The following is an 18,825-nucleotide window of genomic DNA, read 5'->3' on the forward strand; positions in this document are numbered from 1 at the left end:
ATATATATTGTGAAAAGTGCTGCTATAACTTCAAAGCCAGTCTTAGATTCTGTACAAAAACAACCTTGGAAATTGGCATTCGTTTTTTGTTTTTTAGTTTTATTATGTGATGGCGCTGATATTGGTATCCTCGCCTTTACGCTCTCGAGCCTAAAGCTAGAGTTTGCATTGACCAATGTACAAGCTGGTGCTTTGGGCAGTTGGTCACTATTTGGCATGGCAATCGGTGGATTTTTTGGCGGCTGGGCTTGTGATCGTTTTGGGCGTGTGCGCGTCATTGTAGTTGCGACTGCTCTCTTCTCCGTATTATCAGGTTTTAGCGGATTTGTGCAGAGCTATGAGCAGTTTATAGCATTGCGGTTCACCGCTTGTTTGGGTCTTGGTAGTTTATATATTGCGACTAATACTTTGATGTCGGAGATGGTGCCTACCAAACATCGAACAACCGTGCTTGCAATGTTGATGACAGGTTTTACGTTAGGGTCTTTAGTGATTACTAGCGTTTCTGCTTGGATTATTCCCAGCTATGGTTGGCGCACACTATATCTCTTAACGTTTTTGCCTATTATTCTTGCAGTAGCGATGTACTTTCTTATACCTGAGCCAAACTCTTGGAAAGAAGCGCGTGCACTTAAACTCAGTGGCGCGAAAAACTCGCTCCAAAAACCAGAAAATCCTTACAAAGCAATTTTTGAAAATCCAAGACATCGCATTATGTTCATTCTATGGTCGATGAGTTCAGGCTTACTACTCTTTGGTTATTTTGGTGTAAGCAACTGGCTACCTTCTTATCTAGAGACTGAACTGGGTATCAAATTTAAAGAGATGGCTCTATATATGGCGGGTACTTACTTGACCATGATGTTTGCAAAACTCGTAGCAGGTATAGTAGCTGATAGAATCGGTCGCAAAATAGTATTCGCTTTTGGCACCATGGGCACCGCCCTATTCATTCCAGTATTAGTCTATATGCATACCCCAGACAATATTGGCTGGTTGATGATAGCCTTTGGTTTCTTATATGGTATTCCTTATGCTATTAATGCTACCTATTTAACGGAAAGCTTTCCTACTGCTATTCGCGGGACTGCTATTGGCGGTGCATTCAATATCGGACGGCTTGGATCAGTTATTGCACCTGTTGCCATCGGTTATATGGCTATGCAAAATTCTATCGGTGCAGGTTTATTACTCATGGCAGGCGCGTACTTCTTATGCGGTCTTATTCCGACCTTGTTCATCAAAGAGCAACAGTATGATCCACAAAAAGCGTAATAATATTAAGTCCATATATACCGCATAGCGAAATAGCTTATAATAGCTATGTTAAGAAGTTTACTGCACCTTTAATACTGAATCTTTAAGATAGTCTTATTAAAGGTGCAAACCAGTAAGTACTAGCGTACCACCATTTTATTGTTTTTTTATAAAACACCTTAAGTAGTGTATTCTTTATAATGTTCACATTAATTTAATTGAGACTAATAAACTTTGTATGACTACTAATACCCTTGCTGATGAAAACTCTAATGAAGCAACACACATTGAGCTGTTAGAGCCGATTGCAGAGATGAAAGATAAAAACGACAGGCAGTTTGTTACGGCTTTGGCCCGAGGACTAGAGTTGCTACGTTGTTTTACCCCGCAGCGCCCTTATCTCGGCAATCAAGATCTAAGTCAAATGACAGGTCTGCCTAAAGGGACGATTACGCGTCTTACTTATACCTTGGTCAAATTAGGATATTTAAAGCAATCGACCAACAGTAGTAAATATCAGCTCTCTGCGGGTGTGTTGGGGTTTGGTTATACAATGATGGCGAACATCTCTATCAACAATTTAGTCACACCGTACATGGAAGAGTTGGCGGATTATGCCAATAGTGCGGTTGCCATGGCAACCCGCGATCGACTGACGATGGTGTATCTAAATGTCGTGCAAGGGTCTGGCACGACTACCATGCGACGCAATGTTGGCTCATACCTGCCCATTCATTTAAGTTCTATGGGACGAGCTTGCTTAGCCAGTATGCCACCTGCTGAGCAAGAATTTATCCTTGATGCCATTCGTAGTAAGTATAAAGACGACTGGTTAAAAATTAGGCGAGGACTGGACAAAGCTTTTAAAGATTATGAAGATTATGGGTATTGTTTTTCGATTAGTGAATGGCAAAAAGACGTCAATGCTGTTGCTACTGCCATGATGCACCCTACTGAGGGATTACTAACTTTTAATTGTGGCGCGCCAAGTTTTGTGCTTAGCCGTACTAAGTTAGAAGAAGATATTGCTCCTCGTCTACTGCATATGAAGAATAATATTGAAGGTAATATTTATATAAGCTAAAGCTTGTCAACAGTTAGCTCAAATACTGCTGAAGATCAACTATACTACTCTCGTTAATCGACTAAGGTTAATTATTTTTAAACCCTTTTAATTCTTAAAATTTAAAGGAGTTTTTTATTGCTTAAACTTTAGTAAAATATAATAAAAAACAAAGCCGAATGCTATTTTTAATAACATTCGGCTTTTTTGTGCGCTTTTTTTAAGTGCTTTTTAGCAGCTACTTTTTTATTTCTAAAAAGAAGTACGACGATAGTTGCGGTATTTAGGTAGCCAAAAATTGGCTTTTAAACGACGCTCCAAAGTTTCTAATGTTACTGGTAAAGCAAGTTTGTCTTCAACCGCTTGTAAGGCTACTGCATAGGCTATTTTTTCGCTGATCTCTCTGATAAGTTTTATTGGCGGCAGTATTGCCCCTGGTGCCTTGTCATATTCCATTGAAATATCCGCTAAGGCCTGACTTGCAGCCATTAACATATTGTCACTGATACCTGTCGCTCGTGCTGCTAAGACACCGAGACCAATACCTGGGAATATATAGCTGTTGTTACACTGAGAAACCTCGAAAGATTGCCCCTCAAACGTTGTATGAGGAAAAGGGCTACCTGTGGCAATAATGGCGCGACCGTGACTCCAGCTAGTCACTTCTTGCGGTGTGGCTTCGACACGAGACGTTGGATTTGAAAGTGGTAATACAATTGGGTGCTCAGTATTAGCACATAGCTTTTCGATCACCTCTTTGGTAAACAAACCTTTTTGCCCGCTGACACCAAACAATACGGTTATTTTTGCTTGCTCAATCACTTGTGCTAAGCCCAGTTGCTCACTCTTATCCCAGTGCTGAATATTGGCTTCTTTTTGTACTAACGGTGCTTGGAATTCTTGTAGCTCTGTCATGCTATCAGTTAAAAGGCCATAACGATCCACCATAAACACTTGGCTACGGGCTTGCTCTTCAGTTAACCCTTCGCGCTGCATTTGACGAACAATGTGCTCTGCAATACCGCAACCTGCTGACCCTGCCCCCAAAAATGCTATGTTTTGTTGGCTAAGTTTCTCGCCTTTATTTAAGCATGCTGCAATCAATGTACCGACTGAAACCGCAGCAGTGCCTTGAATATCATCGTTAAAACAACATAATTGATCGCGATATTTATTCAATAATGGTGTCGCATTTTCCTGTGCAAAATCTTCAAATTGTAGTAACACTTCAGGCCAACGACGTTTCACCGCTTGAATGAATAAGTCTACAAATTCATTATATTCATCGCCAGAAATTCTAGGATTTCTCCAGCCCATATACATAGGGTCATCAAGCAGCTTTTGATTGTTGGTACCAACGTCTAATAAAATCGGTAGGCAGTAAGCTGGGCTAATACCACCGCAAGCGGTATATAGTGATAGTTTACCGATTGGGATTCCCATTCCACCAATACCCTGATCACCTAAGCCCAATATACGCTCACCATCGGTAACGACGATCACTTTTACTTTTTGTTTGGTTGCATTTTGCAACATATCATCGATTTTATGACGCTCAGGATAAGAGACAAATAAACCACGTTTACGGCGATAAATCTGAGAGAATTTTTCGCAAGCTTGGCCAACCGTTGGGGTATATATAAGCGGCATAACTTCCTCAATATGCTGCTCAATCAAATGATGAAACAAGGTCTCATTGGTATCTTGTATGTTGCGTAAGTAAATATGCTTGTCCATATCATTAGTAAAGGAGCTGAGCTGATGATATGCGCGTAGTGATTGCTCTTCAATCGTCTCAATGGCATGAGGCAATAAACCTGTCAAATTAAAGCTATCACGTTCCTCTGGTGAAAAGGCGCTACCTTTATTTAGCAAAGGGGTTTCTAATAGTGCAGGACCTGCAAAGGGAATGTATAAAGGACGTTGGTTTGTCATAATAAGATCTTCTTAATAAGGGTATGATAGTAAAAAGTTAACTGTTTTTATCGTTCCATAAAATAATAAACATCATTTAAATCTAGTTCTTGGTCTAACTTTCTTAAAATTATTCAACTTAATACCACTAAACTCAACACCATCAAGAGTTGCTACCCTTAACCAGTCAAATGTCTTTTATAAGCGCTTAACATCAAGGGTAAATTGATTGTTTTGTGATGTCTGTTTATCTAAACAAGTAATTGATACCAAATTAATAGTTAATTCATATAAGTCATGCTAAAGAAAATATACAGATATGCTTAGTAAACTAACCATCTAACAAGAAGTTTATCATGACCAAGAAAATGTAGAGTTATAATATAGAATTTAAAGCAAAGGCTGTCAAAAAATTAGCAGATGATAACATTAAATTTAGGACAACTGCTCGACAATTGAAATAATGATAGTATAGATTAGCTTTGGTTAAGTTCAGAATTGGTTAAGTATAGCCATATGATAGAGCTATTATAAATTATTTTTGTTCAAACACAGTAAGACAGATAACAGTAATATCAGCTATTTAGTTAACACAACCACAGTCATAGTTGAGACAACTTTATTACAAAGGGTATTTAAAACTACTTGTTACGACTTGTCATTAGTGCTATATTTTAATCAGTTAATGAGTACCTACACTCTTTGACCAAAACCTCTTAGTATCTTCTTCGTAAAAATCGTTACCGCAAGAACACCATAAAAAGAACGCAGTAAGTAGTAAAGTGACCGATCACCTGCAACTCCTTTCTTTGACATGGTTAATTTTTTAAATTCGAAATACGCATAAATCAAACTGTATGAGTCAGGAAGACTCTTGCATTGAATTCGCATGAAATCCTGCTTATACAATTATTGCACCCCTTTATATGCACTTACAAGGATGTGAATCATGTCACTACAAAACCCAATTTTTATTCCTGGTCCTACCAACATACCAGAAAGATTGCGTCATGCGATGAACGTTCCAACGCAAGACCACCGTGCCCCTGATTTCTCAGACACCTTTTTACCAGTTCTTGCTGATGCCAAAAAAGTATTTGGCACTGAAGACGGTGAAGTCCTTTTATTCACTTCAAGCGGTACAGGCGGCTGGGAAGCGGCTATCAGCAATACTCTATCTCCTGGTGATAAAGTACTAATCGCTCGCTATGGTATGTTCTCTCATCGCTGGATCGATATGTGCCAGCGTCATGGATTGGATGTACAAGTGGTTGAATGTCCTTGGGGAACGGGCGCTCCTGCTGATGAGTTCCAAGCTATCTTGGCAGCAGATACAGATCACAAAATCAAAGCACTGATGGTCACGCATAACGAAACAGCAACGGGTGTATTAAGCGATATTGGCGCGGTTCGTCATGCTATGGATAACGCGGATCACCCCGCTCTTTTATTCGTCGATGGCGTCAGCTCAATCGCTTGTGTTCCCTTTAAAATGGATGAATGGGGCGTCGATATTGCGGTAGCTGGTTCGCAAAAAGGCTTCATGCTAGCAACGGGTATGGCGATACTAGCCGTTAGTCAAAAAGCACTCGCAGCAATGGAGCAAGCTAAACTGCCACGTACCTATTTTGACTTTCGTGACATGCTAAAAGCCAATGCTAATGGCGGCTTTCCTTATACCCCGCCCCTAAATCTCATTTATGGCATGAGAGCCAGTCTTGATATGCTGTTTGAAGAAGGCCTTGAGAATGTCTACGCGCGCCATCATCGCTTGGCTGAAGGCGTACGCCAAGCGGTTAATGCTTGGGGCTTTAAGTTATGTGCAGTATCGCCTGACTTATACTCTGAGACTGTAAGTGCGATATATGTTCCTGAAGGCTTCAATAGTAATGAGCTGACCGATCACGCCTTTAATAAATATGGCATATCTTTCGGTGTTGGCTTAGGTGAGATGGCTGGTCGCGCCTTTAGAATAGGACACTTGGGTTCACTTACTGAAGTCATGGTTCTAGCGGGACTAGCAGCTATTGAGATGGCAATGGTTGACTTAAATTATCCTATCACGCTAGGTCAAGGCGTCACTGCGGCACAAGAGTATTACCGCAATAACTAGATAAAAGTTATCAAATAACAAACAATTAAAAAATGAAGGAATATTTTTTATGATCACAAATGACGATGGCTTAACGATTCCAACGCTTGATGACATGTTAGAGGCGCATGAGCGTATTAAGCCTTATATCCATCGCACACCGGTTTTAACCTCGCGGTTTTTGAACGAGCTGGCAGGCTGCGAGATGTTCTTTAAATGTGAGAACTTTCAAAAAGCCGGCGCTTTTAAAGTACGCGGCGCATCCAATGCAGTGTTTGGTCTGTCTGATGAAGCAGCCCAAAATGGTGTTTGCACACACAGCTCAGGCAACCACGCGCTATCTTTATCTTATGCCGCCGGCCAGCGCGGTGTCCCTTGTCACGTGGTCATGCCACACAGCGCACCAGAAGCTAAAAAAGCGGCAGTACGCGGCTATGGCGGTATCATTACTGAATGTGAGCCATCGACCACTTCTCGCGAAGAAGTATTTGCTAAGGTTCAAGCAGAAACCGGTGGCGATTTTGTCCACCCATACAACGACCCACGCGTTATCGCTGGACAAGCGACCTGCTCACGTGAGTTTTTAGAGCAAATGGAAGAGCGTGGCGTAAAGCCTGACATGGTTGTCGCTCCAATTGGCGGCGGCGGTATGATCTCAGGGACCTGCTTGACGTTATCGAACCTAGCCCCTGATGTCAAAATCTACGCTGCTGAACCTGTAAATGCTGATGATGCTGCACGCTCATTGAAAGCGGGTCATATTATCGCTGATGATGCACCGGATACTATCGCCGACGGCCTAAAAGTACCGCTTAAAGAGTTAACATGGTATTTTGTCAGCAATTACGTCACTGATATTTTAACAGCAACTGAAGAAGAAATCGTTGAGGCGATGAAGCTTACTTGGACACATATGAAAATTATCATCGAGCCAAGCTGCGCGGTACCACTTGCAGTCATCTTGAAAAACAAAGACGTTTTTGCAGGAAAAAAGGTTGGCATCATCATTACAGGTGGTAACGTTGATCTTAACAAGTTGCCTTGGAATTAATTTTGGCAATTCATTATCAATAATTGATGACGAATCAAGCGTTAACTAAGCGCTAGTCATGCGCAAGTTTGAACGCATTTAAATGTCCTTAAGTATAATTAAGTAAATACAATCAATGAAAACAAATGGAGCTTGAATATGATTACTGAAGAATTGGAAGTTGGTTTTAACGTCCCGGCTGAAGTTGGTATGGACGAAGCAGATATCCAGACCCCTTGCTTGATATTAGATCTTGATGCGCTTGAGCGTAATGTCAAAAAAATGGGTGATTATGCTAAAGATCATAATATGCGCCACCGTAGCCATGGCAAAATGCATAAGTCAGTTGACGTGCAAAAACTACAGCAAGAGCTTGGCGGCGCAGTTGGTATTTGTAGCCAAAAGGTCTCTGAGGCGGAAGTGTTTGTACGTGGCGGCATCAAAGACGTCTTAGTATCAAACCAAGTACGTGATCCAGCAAAAATTGATCGCTTAGCCAAATTACCAAAATTAGGTGCGAAAATCACCGTTTGTCTTGATGACGTCGATAATGTCGCTGAATTATCAGAAGCCGCCGTCAGAAACGGCACTGAGCTTAACTGCTATATCGAAATCGATTGCGGCGCAGGCCGTTGCGGTGTCACTACTACAGAAGCGGTCGTAGAGATTGCTAAAGCCATCGATGCCGCTGAAAACTTGAAGTTTACAGGTATTCAGGCGTATCAAGGCGCCATGCAGCATATGGACAGCTATAGCGATCGTAAAGCTAAGACCCAAGCTGCTATCGATCAAGTTCAACACGCCGTTGATGCCTTAGAAGAGATTGGTTTAAAACCAGAATTTATCTCTGGTGGCGGTACTGGTAGTTACTATTTTGAAAGTAATTCAAGTCTTTATAACGAATTACAGTGCGGCTCTTACGCCTTTATGGATGCTGACTACGGTCGTATCTTGGACGAAGACGGCAATCGTATCGATGCAGGCGAGTGGGAAAATGCGTTATTCTTATTAACGTCTGTTATGAGCCACGCTAAGCCTGACAAAGCTATCGTTGATGCCGGTCTAAAAGCACAGTCAGTCGATAGTGGCCTACCCTTCATCTACGGCCGTGATGACGTTGAATACGTAAAATGCTCGGATGAGCATGGCGTGGTAAGCGATCCTGAAGGTGTACTTAAAATCAATGAAAAGCTAAAGCTGGTGCCAGGACATTGTGATCCGACTTGTAACATTCATGACTGGTATGTCGGCGTACGTAACAGCAAAGTTGAAAGCGTATGGCCTGTCTCTGCACGTGGCCGCGCATACTAATTCCTGAATTAAATCACTATCGTTTTTTAAAGGGGCTGTTGTAGCCGTAGCCTACAATAGCCTCTTTTTATTTAATAAATGCTAGTTGAAAACGAACACTTCAAAACTAAGATTCAAGAAATATCAATTAAAAAGCATAAAAAGGAATTTATAATGAGTGCAGAAAATAGCAGCAATAACGACGGTTTATTGATCGTCTCAGAAGACGCTTGTAAATCAGTCATTGATCGCGCCTCAGCTTTCACAGCCGTGGAAAATGTATTTGCATCCATGTCACGCGGCGATGCTTATAACTTCCCTGTGATTCGTGAAGCGATTGGCTATGCTGATGCTTTATATGGTTTTAAATCAGGGTTTGATCGCGCTGGTAAATCATTGGGCCTAAAATCAGGTGGTTACTGGCCAGGTAACGAAGCCAAAGGCTTGACCAACCATCAATCGACGATTTTTTTGTTTAATCCTGATAATGGTAAATTGCGCGCGCTCGTCGGTGGTAACTATCTGACCGCTGTACGTACTGCCGCCGCCTCTGCCGTATCGATTGCTCATTTGGCTCGCAGAGACAGCAAAGTTATCGGTATGATTGGTGCCGGTCATCAGTCTACTTTTCAGTTACGCGCCGCACTTGAGCAACGTGATTTTGATAAAGTAGTCGCTTGGAACAACAACAAAGATCGCCTTAAAAACCTACAAGCTGTCGCTGAAGAAGCAGGCGTAGCATTTGAGTCGGTTGAGCGTGAAGAGCTGTGTAAGCAAGCGGACGTAATTATTACTATTACTTCAGCATTTGAGCCGCTACTGATGAAAGAGTGGATCAAGCCTGGCACTCACATCGCTTGCATGGGTACTGATACAGTCGGTAAGCAAGAAGTTGATGCTGAGCTGATAGCCTCTGCTACTGTCTTTACTGATGAAATCGCCCAATCAATCAGCCTTGGTGAAGCGCAACATGCCATCAAATCTGGCGCTATCAAAGAGAGCGATATTACCACTCTTGGTGCTGCGATTAACGGCGATCATCCGGGTCGTAGCTCAGATGACGAGATTACCTTGTTTGATGGGACTGGTGTTGGCCTGCAAGATTTAGCGGTTGCTTCTGCAGCAGCACGCTTGGCGCTTGAAAAAGGCGAAGCTCAGCAAATTTCGCTATAATTATTTATATTAACGAATGTATTTTAAAACCGCCAAATAAATTTATTTGGCGGTTTTAACGATGTCGTCGGTTTACCATCGAAACTGACCCCTTTATTAATCGTATTAAAATAAAAGTCATCATTCATATAGGCTTGTCTCATTTTATAATTTGTATTAGCTATATATGTTTTACTTCTTAAAATACGTTTTAATGCGCCGTGCCTAACACAATACGCGTCTGATCTGCCTTCATAAAAAGCTATGTGAGGCATACCGCTTGATTGATAGGATAAGATGGGTTTTCCACCTTATCGCTGTCGAAGTTGATCTTTACTAAATTTGAAGTTTTTATTTGACCGTATAAAAACTTATTATACTGGCCTCTCGCCCATGACTATCGCCCGATACATCTCGCGCCGATAACCATCGTAGTCATTAAAAGCTTGATGCAAGCAAATCCTATTATCCCACATAATAACGGTATTATTTTCCCATCTTAAACGACAAGTAAAAGATTCTTGAGTGGCAAAGCTGGATAAAAAATCAAGTAAAGGTCGCGACTCATCTTCTGTCATGCCTTCTATACCGCAGGCATAAATCTTATCGACATACAGTGACTTTTCACCTGAAACCGGATGGGTTCTGACCATTGGATGATAAAAACCTTCTAGCATTTGCTGGGTATTTAAATCCAGTTCAATATTGCCAATAGCCCCTACTTTACCTGACTCTTGAGATTGCTTTTCTGATTGCATATTGGCAAGGACGTTTTTACCACTCATCCATACTTTTAGCGGCGCTATCATTTCCTGCATCGCTGGACTCAAAGAGTTATAAGCCAACACAGCATTGGCGAACATCGTATCGCCACCGTATGGCGGTATATCTACCCCATAATTAATGGCAATAGAAGGCGGGCACTCTAAAAAAGCTGAATCGACATGCCAGCCACTACCAAATACGCTTTTGGTAGTTACGCTTGCTTCTTTAATAAGCGGTTGAACATTTGGATGACCAGGAACACCAGTCGTATAAGCATCTGTCCCAAACTCACCAAGCTGAAGGATTAAGTTTTCGTGATCAGTAAAAGATATTTCCTGATCTCTAAAAAAAATCATTTTATGTCGATAAAGGGCATCTTCGATCTCAGCCATGACATCGTCGCTGACATCGCTTAAATCTACACCTCTAATTTCTGCGCCCATAGCAGAAGCTAAAGGATGAGCAGTAATATGCTGATAATCTTTCGCACTATTATCGAAAAGTCCTGTGGGGTGAACACTATTAACCATTTTTAATCCCTTAAAAATTGTTGAAAATGAGTTTTACTACATTAACTGAAAAAACAATATTTCAATACGATTACTAATTTTTCGCTAATAAAAATTAAACCTTACAAGCAACACTCGCTTCTTGTGCCTTTTCATAAACGCCTTGTGCGTCTAATCCAAGCGCTTCCACGTTATTGAGGTATTTCTCAATTTCTGTCTTGAGTATACCGCTCCAAGCAGGATCGTTTAATGGATCAGGAATCTCTATCATCGTATCGCCGCGAGCTTTGGACTCAGCTTTAACCCTGATATCTTCACTATCAAATAAGCTGCCCGCAACCTTTGCCATATCCATACCTGAATTGTCATCGATAACTTTTTTGAGATCATCAGGTAGGCTTTGATACTTGTCTTTATTCATGGTTACCAATAAAGCAGAGCTATACAAAGGTATAGTCGTATGCGTGTTGGTCAATTCTGCTAACTTAAAGGCGCCTGCCGCATCCCAAGGCGTGCTCACTCCATCTATCACACCGCGTTGCAAGGAAGTATATTGATCAGATGCCGGCATACCAACAGGTGTGCCCCCTGCCGCTTCGATAATATTGGCCGCTATCTCTAACGGGCGGCGAATACGCATGCCTTTGAGATCTTCTGGTTCACGAATAGGTTTATCAATCGTATGAAAAACGCCAGGTCCTGACGCCATCATAAATAGCAGATGGGTATCCTCATACTCATCTGCTATCACATCATTGTTATACAAGGTTTGTAGCATGCAGCTTAATTGAGCACCTGAGCTTGAAAGGCCGGGTAGCTGGGTAATCTCAGTTAACGGAAAACGGCCACTGATATAGCCCTGAACTTGCGCCCCTATATCCACAGTACCCTTAGCAGTCGAATCATAAGTGATATCAGGTTTACTTAGAGTGGCTGAAGGATAAATCTCAACCTCTAGCCTCCCCTCTGAATCTGTTTCAATCTTTTTGGCCCACGGCTCAAACACATCAGTATGCAAAGCTGCTGTAGATGGCCAAAAGTGTGAGAACCTTAGCGTCGTAATTTCCTGCGTCGTAACATCTGCTGCGCCTGAATCGGTATTGACACCTTCCTCAGATTGATTAGAGCAGCCTGACATGCCTAATGCCATTAGCAAAGATAAAGGTATGGCGCCCCTTTTAATTTTAAAAAACATCTTCATCACATCCTTGTAGATAAATTAAAATCATGCAAACTTCTTGTATAAGGTTAGTCTATTATGATTATATAAACTAGGCTTTACACGCTGCACTAGCGTCTTTGGCTTTTTGATAGACTGTTTGGGCATCCAAGCCAAGGGCCTTAGTGTCTTTTAGATATTTTTGTGTACCAGCTTCCAATGGTGCGCTCCATGCAGGGTCATTTAATGGATCAGGGATGTCTATCATGGTATCGCCTTTGGCTGCGGCCTCAGCCATAAATTTAGCATCTTCACCATCAAACACTTCACCAGCGATGACAGCCATCTCCATACCGGAGTTGTCATCGATAACTTTTTTGAGATCATCAGGTAGGCTTTCGTACTTGTCTTTATTCATCGTCACCATAATAGCGGAACTATAAAAAGGCATATTGGTATGAGTGTTTACAAGTTCGATAAGTTTGAATGAGCCAGTTGCATCCCACGGCAAACTTAAACCGTCCAGTACGCCGCGTTGCAGCGAAGTATAAAGATCAGGAGCTGGTAGACCGACAGGCGTGCCTCCTGCTGCTTCAATAATGTCGCCAGCGATGGCAGAAGGACGACGAATACGTAAGCCTTTTAGATCCTCTGGTTTGCGAATTTCTTTATCAATTGTATGAATACCTCCAGGGCCAGTACCCATCATAAATAACAAATGCGTGTCTTCATATTCGCTCGAAATCACCCCATCATCATACAATGTCTGGAGCATACAGTTCATTTGAGTGGCTGAATTTGAGAGACCAGGAAGCTCTGTGATTTGAGTTAATGGGAAGCGCCCATTGGTATAACCTTGAAGTTGAGAGCCAATATCGATGGTACCTTTAGCAGCAGCATCGTAAGCGGCATCGGCTTTACTAAGAGTGGCAGAAGGAAAGATTTCAACTTTTAGGCGACCGTTTGACTCTTCTTCAACCTTTTTTGCCCAAGGTGCAAAAACGTCTTTGTGCGTCGCTGAAGTCGCTGGCCAAAAGTGAGCAAAACGTAATGTAGTCGTCTCTTCTGAGCTTGTCGCACTAGTATCATTAGCAGTATCATTTGATTGTGAACAGCCTGCAAAGCCTATTAAAGCCGTCAATGCCATACTAATAGAAAGCATTTTTTTCATCACAAATTCCTTTTTTGATGAGTAAAGATAAATGGATTAAAATCTTTATCAATTGTTCTATATAAGAATCCTTGTTCGTATAGTGAATTAACGTAACCCTTTTCTAAGCTTCTGTCAATCAGGTTATTTATTTATGCTGGTTGGTTTTGCAACTATCGATTCGATTGCTTGTATTATTAGCTGACACTGTTTGTCTGCAGCACCGCAGTAAGTCAAAGGAGATAGAAGTGTCGCAAGCTCATTTGAGTCATGATCGCTAATCTGTATAGATGAGTGTGTTATTGTCTCAAAAAACGTTTTTACAAAGCCTTTATGTTCTTTATGTGCTTGCTCGCTCGCTTGATTTATTAAAGGATAGATTTGCTCTTGATGCTCTAAAAAATGATACCTCAAAGGCTCAATAAGATACGCATCACTATTTAAATCAAGATTGGCCGCCATGCGCTTAGGATACACTTGTAACCCTTGTAATAAAGTCTTCAGATAATTTGCAGCACCCGCGAGCAAAGCGGTCCCTTCCATTAAAGGCATCCAGCTTGCATGCCACTGGCCCAATGCGCGCTCAAAAGGCTGAGCGGTTGTATTACTAATCACGCTTAGGTGTCCATGCATCCTTAACGTAGCGGTCTTAATTAGTGCACACAATACAGGATTGCGCTTATGCGGCATCGATGATGAGCCGCCCATCCCTTCAATAGCAGGCTCCGCCAACTCGCCTAGCTCAGACTGGCACATCAATGCTATATCTTCAACGATATTTTCCATAGCACAAGCACAAGCATCCAATCCAGAAGCGAGCGCATGAATAGGTTGTCTATTTGTATGCCATGGCAGCAGCGGTAACGATAGGCCGAGCAATGTCGCTACTTGCTGAGGCAGCTTATAACGTTCATTCTCTTCATTACTAACCCCAACAGGGCCGCCCCATTGTAAATAAAAACCTGCTTGCTCTAATTGCATTAAATTTGGCAAAACAGCGATAAGCGATGCTGCCCACTGCGAGGCTTTTACTCCAAAAGTAATCGGTAATGCTTGTTGTAATAGGGTTCTACCTGCCATCGGTGTCGCGCGGTGACTCTCAATTAATATAGCGCAAGCTTGTAGTATATCGGTTAAATCATTATTGATACGTTTTAAAGCAGGCTTAAGCATCATCATCATCGCTGTGTCAATAACATCTTGGCTGGTGACGGTCTGATGAAAGTACAGTTTTATGTCTTGAGGTAACAAGGTTTTGGCCTGAGCGACAAAAGGAATAGCTGCATTGCCACCAAGGTAGGTTTGCGCTCCAATCTCATCAATATCGAACAAATCTATCGTTAGCGCTTCTTTGGTTTGCTGTAAAATGCCTGCTGGAATGAGGCTATGACCTTCTCGGGCCTCTATAATGGCCAGCTCAAAATCTATCATAGCCTGCACAAACAGCCGATCTGAAAAGCGCTCTACAGTATTAGTATGCATAAATGGCTGATTGATTAATTGAGTAATTTTCATTTAGAATCTCTAATTTTGGTAATCATTGAATAGCATGAATAAAGAACAAGATGAGAAAATACCTGTTGATAGTCCAGATTTTGTTGCATCGCTTGCGGCAGGAATGAGTGTATTACTCACTTTTGATGAAAACCATTCTAGCATGACGTTAAGCGAAGTAGCTGAGCGTGCCAAGATAGATCGAGCAAAGGCTAGGCGTTATCTATTAACCTTGCACGCTCTGGGTTATGTCCATAAAAGCAAGCGTCAATTTCGTCTAACTCCTAAAACGCTAAGTCTTGGTGTCAGTTACTTGAGTAGTGTCCACCATCACGATATTATCCAGTTCTATTTAGAACGCGTCACTGAACAAACTGGGGAGTCGTGTTCGTTTGCCGTATTGGATGGCAATGAAGTGGTATATATCGCCCGCTCTGCGGCTGAACATCGCCTAATGTCTATTACCCTAGCGATTGGCACAAGACTACCTGCAGCTTATACCTCTATGGGTCGCGCGATACTTGCCAACCTTCCTGATGAGCCGCTTAGAAATTATATTAATAACGTTGAGCTATGTGCTCATACGCCCTACAGCATTACCGATCGTAATCAGCTTAATCAAGTGTTGAAAGACGCTAAAGATCAGCAATACGTCGTGGTCAATCAAGAGCTAGATACAGGTTTATTATCGCTGGCACTGCCAGTCTATAAAGCAAATAACGAGCTTATTGGCGCTATTAATATTAGCACCAATGCCTTACGCATCTCTCATGACGTTTTGATCGAACAGTTTTTACTAATACTACGTGATTGCGCGGCAAAAATCCAAACCTACTATATTTAACTCATAAGTTTAAATATAGTAGGTTGCTATAGTTGGCCAAAACTGATAAAAGACATTAAATATTATTGACAATCAATGACTTACATAGTAAATCGTATGTCTACGTCTGCTCAATTAAAGTATGAGCGGTCATGACGTTTATACTCCGTAAAGCATCAAAAACTCACAGGTGACTGTGAGCTTTTTTATATTCTACTTTTTAATTCATTAGTGCTACTAATTGTAATCTCTTTGTAGTAATATAAATCTTGACCAAATGGTCAACTCTATCAAATTGTCTTTCCTTCGCAGTAATAGTGCGTTTTGACAGGATGTTAAAACTGACGTTTGTATAATCCTATAACTGTGCTTTTGAGGGAAATTAACGACTGTAATTAAAGGAGTAATACTGTGCGTTTTAATTCAACTACCTCTGCTATCAAGCCACTTACTATTGCCGCCTCCGCTATTATCGCTATAGGCGCAATGTCTACGAGTGCCAACGCCAAACGCTTTTTTTCTGACACCAGCATCTCTGTGCTTTATGGTGACAATTATAAAACCGGGCCTGCAGGTGTAAAACAGGAAATAACCACCGTCACCCTTGAGCATGCCTCAGCCTTTGATTGGGGCGGTCTGTTCTTTTTCGTTGATCGCTTGCAAGGCAATGAAGATGTCAGCGGCAGTCGTTCAAAAGATATTTATGGCGAAGTTGCGCCTAAGTTTAAAATATCCGACTACAGTAATAGCTTCATCAAACAGGTGAACTTGGCTGGTCAATATGAGTTTGGAACCAGTGAAAGTGGGTTTGAGCAAGATAACTTTTTGGTGGGTATTGGCGCTGATTTAAACATACCAATCGATGGTATGAAGTATGCTTCAGCATCAATCTATCATGCTTTCAACGATGATACGTTCAGTGATGCCGATGATCAGCAAATTACCTTAACCTATGGTTGGGAGAAGAACAACTTCGTCGTTGATGGCTATATCGATTACTCTTTTAATAACGATGACAAAGCTGATCAGCTACATATTAATCCACAAATTAAGTACAACCTACAAGATGCATTGGGTATCGACAACCGTATTGAAGTGGGTATGGAATACAGCTACTGGAAAAACAAATTCGGTTTTGATGGCGTAGATCAAAGCGTCCCCAGTGCACTAGTTAAGTTCCATTTCTAAACCTTACAAGTAACCATTACAACGCTTAATATAAAATTAAAAAGCCCTGCTTAAACTTTTGAGCGGGGCTTTTTGATGCTTGTGCTATAAATAACTATATATGCAACTACTTAATCTGCCTTTGGCTTCAGCGCTGCACTAATATCTGCCAACAAAGGCGGAATATCGTGCTTGTCCGTCATCACCTCTAAAAACACCATTTTATCTGTCGTTGCTGCGGCTGTCTTTAGAGCAGCTTTCAATTGGCTCATTGTCTCTGCTTTCAATACAAGACTGTTTTGTTCATCTGCACCAAAAGCTTGCGGCATCAGGTGCCAGTTACACTTAGGAATATCATTATAATGCTGGTTTTCACCATGAATGGCACGCTCAACGGTATAGCCGTCGTTATTGATAAGCATGATGACAGGGTTGATACGCTCTTGAATCATCGTTGCTATTTCTTGTATGGTCAATAATGCTGAGCCATCGCCAATGAGTAATACACTACGTTTATCAGGCGATGCGATAGCTGCCCCTAAGCTTGCCGGTAAGGTATAACCAATCGAGCCCCACATTGGCTGACCATAACAAGTCACGCCTTCTGGTAGACGTACATCACTGATACCAAAGTAAGCAGTTCCTTGGTCGGCAAACACTAGATTGTTATGATCCAAATGGTCTGCAATAACATGCCATAGGTCGTCTTGACGAATGGCTTCTTCATCAGTGCCATGTTGCTCATGCGGCCTAATTTCTCTACAAAAGGGTTTTGGTACGATATTGATTCCTGATGTCATGACTTCATGTAATGCTTGTAGCGCATCTTCTAACGCAATAGGAGCAAAGTTCTGTCCACTAATGGTCGCGCGTTCATAATGCAAATCTACGACTGTTTTTTTGTCAATATTTTGGCTAAATCCTGCAGTCGTCGTATCGGTATACTGTACCCCAATTTTAATGAGGCATTCGCAGTTTTCTACTGCATCTTTCACTACTGGACGTGATGCTACGCCTGCATATGTGCCAGCCCAGCGATCGCTTTGCTCATCCAATAGAGTCTTACCCCAAGATAGCGTCGTATAAGGAATCTCGGTATCCGCAATCAAAGCTTTGAGCTGGTCTTGTAGTCCTAAACGATGCACCATCAAGTCCGCCATCAAAGTAGTCGTCTTGTTCGGCAAAAACGCCTTCAATGCTTTTTTGAAATCAGCCAAGGCAGCTTCACTGGTTATTTTCTCTGCACTATCGACAAGCTTAGTAGATGGTGGGTAAATAGGCTGACGTGCCACATCTGGTGATAGTAGCAAGTAGCCTGGACGGTGTTTTTTGAGGGTCACACGAATGACTCTATCAATCTCTGAAGCTGCGTTTTCGGCGGTAAGGTGTGCGCGTGCTACTGTTACTGGTTCTACCATCTTGATAAAGTGGTTAAACACCCCGTCACCAAGCGTATGGTGAATACGTTGCTTAGAATCTTGCAAAGCCGTACTGGGCGCACCGACAACATGCAATACTGGCGCATACTCTGCAAAAGAGCCTGCGGTAGCGTTGATCGCTGATAGCTCGCCCACACCAAAGGTCGTCACCATAGCTGCAAACCCACGCTCACGTGCGTAACCATCAGCAGCGTAACCTGCATTTAACTCATTGGTATTACCTACCCAACGCAATTTGTCAGAATCAATAACATTGTCTAAAAATGTTAGGTTAAAATCACCTGGTACGCCAAATATCTCAGTCGCACCTGCTTCAGCGATGCGATCGAACAAATAGTCAGCGATGGTATACTGTTGGCTCATAGCTCTTATCCTTAAGAATTATATTCATAAATACTAGTAATAATATAAACGGTTGAAAATAATTATAAAATCGTATCTCAAAATTATCTGTGTGACAAAAATCTTTTGGAATACCTATTATAAAAAACTGTTATATCATACATCAATGGTACGATGAC

General features: G+C 41.8%; 14 protein-coding genes. 8 read left to right on the forward strand and 6 right to left on the reverse strand.

The genetic code is table 11. The annotated features are described in order from the left end of the window. Positions 1–9 precede the first annotated feature (9 nt). On the forward strand, positions 10–1,275 hold the full coding sequence (locus tag ACTXGH_RS12285; protein WP_439296961.1) for an MFS transporter: 1,266 nt from the start codon (positions 10–12) through the stop codon (positions 1,273–1,275). 220 nt (positions 1,276–1,495) lie between these two features. Continuing rightward, complete coding sequence (locus ACTXGH_RS12290; protein WP_439260879.1) at positions 1,496–2,341, forward strand: IclR family transcriptional regulator; 846 nt, start codon at positions 1,496–1,498, stop codon at positions 2,339–2,341. Between the two features lie 231 nt (positions 2,342–2,572). Here the strand turns inward: ACTXGH_RS12290 and ACTXGH_RS12295 are convergent, their stop codons facing one another. Continuing rightward, positions 2,573–4,255, reverse strand: a complete 1,683-nt coding sequence (locus ACTXGH_RS12295) for an NAD-dependent malic enzyme (RefSeq protein ID WP_439296960.1) — start codon at positions 4,253–4,255, stop codon at positions 2,573–2,575. 928 nt (positions 4,256–5,183) lie between these two features. Between ACTXGH_RS12295 and bhcA the strand changes: the two genes are divergently transcribed. From bhcA to bhcD, 4 genes are all read left to right on the forward strand, one after another. Then, positions 5,184–6,347 carry an L-aspartate--glyoxylate aminotransferase BhcA gene (gene bhcA, locus ACTXGH_RS12300; protein WP_439296959.1) on the forward strand — a complete coding sequence of 388 codons (1,164 nt, stop codon included), beginning with the start codon at positions 5,184–5,186 and terminating at the stop codon, positions 6,345–6,347. A 49-nt stretch (positions 6,348–6,396) separates the two neighbouring features. Beyond that, entirely contained in the window at positions 6,397–7,377 is a 981-nt protein-coding gene (gene bhcB / locus ACTXGH_RS12305) for a beta-hydroxyaspartate dehydratase BhcB (protein ID WP_439296958.1), read from the forward strand. Positions 7,378–7,515: 138 nt separating this feature from the next. Continuing rightward, entirely contained in the window at positions 7,516–8,667 is a 1,152-nt protein-coding gene (gene bhcC, locus ACTXGH_RS12310; RefSeq protein WP_439296957.1) for a 3-hydroxy-D-aspartate aldolase BhcC, read from the forward strand. Between the two features lie 153 nt (positions 8,668–8,820). Beyond that, positions 8,821–9,819 (forward strand): iminosuccinate reductase BhcD, encoded by a 999-nt coding sequence (gene bhcD, locus ACTXGH_RS12315; RefSeq protein ID WP_439260884.1) that lies wholly within the window; start codon positions 8,821–8,823, stop codon positions 9,817–9,819. 353 nt (positions 9,820–10,172) lie between these two features. Here the strand turns inward: bhcD and ACTXGH_RS12320 are convergent, their stop codons facing one another. The 4 genes from ACTXGH_RS12320 to ACTXGH_RS12335 all read right to left on the reverse strand — a co-directional run bounded on the left by ACTXGH_RS12320 (position 10,173) and on the right by ACTXGH_RS12335 (position 14,896). Further along, on the reverse strand, positions 10,173–11,093 hold the full coding sequence (locus ACTXGH_RS12320) for a TauD/TfdA dioxygenase family protein (RefSeq protein WP_439260885.1): 921 nt from the start codon (positions 11,091–11,093) through the stop codon (positions 10,173–10,175). 94 nt (positions 11,094–11,187) lie between these two features. Beyond that, complete coding sequence (locus ACTXGH_RS12325; RefSeq protein ID WP_439260886.1) at positions 11,188–12,267, reverse strand: TRAP transporter substrate-binding protein; 1,080 nt, start codon at positions 12,265–12,267, stop codon at positions 11,188–11,190. 76 nt (positions 12,268–12,343) lie between these two features. Further along, positions 12,344–13,402 (reverse strand): TRAP transporter substrate-binding protein, encoded by a 1,059-nt coding sequence (locus ACTXGH_RS12330; protein WP_439296955.1) that lies wholly within the window; start codon positions 13,400–13,402, stop codon positions 12,344–12,346. 123 nt (positions 13,403–13,525) lie between these two features. After that, complete coding sequence (locus ACTXGH_RS12335; protein ID WP_439296954.1) at positions 13,526–14,896, reverse strand: lyase family protein; 1,371 nt, start codon at positions 14,894–14,896, stop codon at positions 13,526–13,528. A gap of 34 nt (positions 14,897–14,930) precedes the next feature. Between ACTXGH_RS12335 and ACTXGH_RS12340 the strand changes: the two genes are divergently transcribed. Together ACTXGH_RS12340 and ACTXGH_RS12345 are read left to right on the forward strand one after the other, a co-directional pair. Continuing rightward, entirely contained in the window at positions 14,931–15,719 is a 789-nt protein-coding gene (locus ACTXGH_RS12340; protein WP_439296953.1) for an IclR family transcriptional regulator domain-containing protein, read from the forward strand. A 390-nt stretch (positions 15,720–16,109) separates the two neighbouring features. Then, on the forward strand, positions 16,110–16,886 hold the full coding sequence (locus ACTXGH_RS12345; protein ID WP_439296952.1) for a DUF5020 family protein: 777 nt from the start codon (positions 16,110–16,112) through the stop codon (positions 16,884–16,886). A gap of 110 nt (positions 16,887–16,996) precedes the next feature. On the opposite strand, the gene ACTXGH_RS12350 is transcribed toward ACTXGH_RS12345, so the two are convergent. Next, positions 16,997–18,667 (reverse strand): alpha-keto acid decarboxylase family protein, encoded by a 1,671-nt coding sequence (locus ACTXGH_RS12350; protein ID WP_439296951.1) that lies wholly within the window; start codon positions 18,665–18,667, stop codon positions 16,997–16,999. Positions 18,668–18,825: the final 158 nt, after the last annotated feature.

The organism is Psychrobacter sp. 1Y10 (assembly GCF_052259005.1).
Classification (GTDB): domain Bacteria; phylum Pseudomonadota; class Gammaproteobacteria; order Pseudomonadales; family Moraxellaceae; genus Psychrobacter; species Psychrobacter saeujeotis.

What these genes read in the sequence shown, in the direction of transcription:
- ACTXGH_RS12330 (WP_439296955.1), bottom strand. Translation starts at nt 13,402, where the DNA reads ATGAAAAAAATGCTTTCTATTAGTATGGCATTGACGGCTTTAATAGGC.
- bhcB (WP_439296958.1), top strand. Translation starts at nt 6,397, where the DNA reads ATGATCACAAATGACGATGGCTTAACGATTCCAACGCTTGATGACATG.
- ACTXGH_RS12295 (WP_439296960.1), bottom strand. Translation starts at nt 4,255, where the DNA reads ATGACAAACCAACGTCCTTTATACATTCCCTTTGCAGGTCCTGCACTA.
- ACTXGH_RS12320 (WP_439260885.1), bottom strand. Translation starts at nt 11,093, where the DNA reads ATGGTTAATAGTGTTCACCCCACAGGACTTTTCGATAATAGTGCGAAA.
- ACTXGH_RS12290 (WP_439260879.1), top strand. Translation starts at nt 1,496, where the DNA reads ATGACTACTAATACCCTTGCTGATGAAAACTCTAATGAAGCAACACAC.
- ACTXGH_RS12350 (WP_439296951.1), bottom strand. Translation starts at nt 18,667, where the DNA reads ATGAGCCAACAGTATACCATCGCTGACTATTTGTTCGATCGCATCGCT.
- ACTXGH_RS12335 (WP_439296954.1), bottom strand. Translation starts at nt 14,896, where the DNA reads ATGAAAATTACTCAATTAATCAATCAGCCATTTATGCATACTAATACT.
- bhcD (WP_439260884.1), top strand. Translation starts at nt 8,821, where the DNA reads ATGAGTGCAGAAAATAGCAGCAATAACGACGGTTTATTGATCGTCTCA.
- bhcC (WP_439296957.1), top strand. Translation starts at nt 7,516, where the DNA reads ATGATTACTGAAGAATTGGAAGTTGGTTTTAACGTCCCGGCTGAAGTT.
- bhcA (WP_439296959.1), top strand. Translation starts at nt 5,184, where the DNA reads ATGTCACTACAAAACCCAATTTTTATTCCTGGTCCTACCAACATACCA.
- ACTXGH_RS12340 (WP_439296953.1), top strand. Translation starts at nt 14,931, where the DNA reads ATGAATAAAGAACAAGATGAGAAAATACCTGTTGATAGTCCAGATTTT.
- ACTXGH_RS12325 (WP_439260886.1), bottom strand. Translation starts at nt 12,267, where the DNA reads ATGTTTTTTAAAATTAAAAGGGGCGCCATACCTTTATCTTTGCTAATG.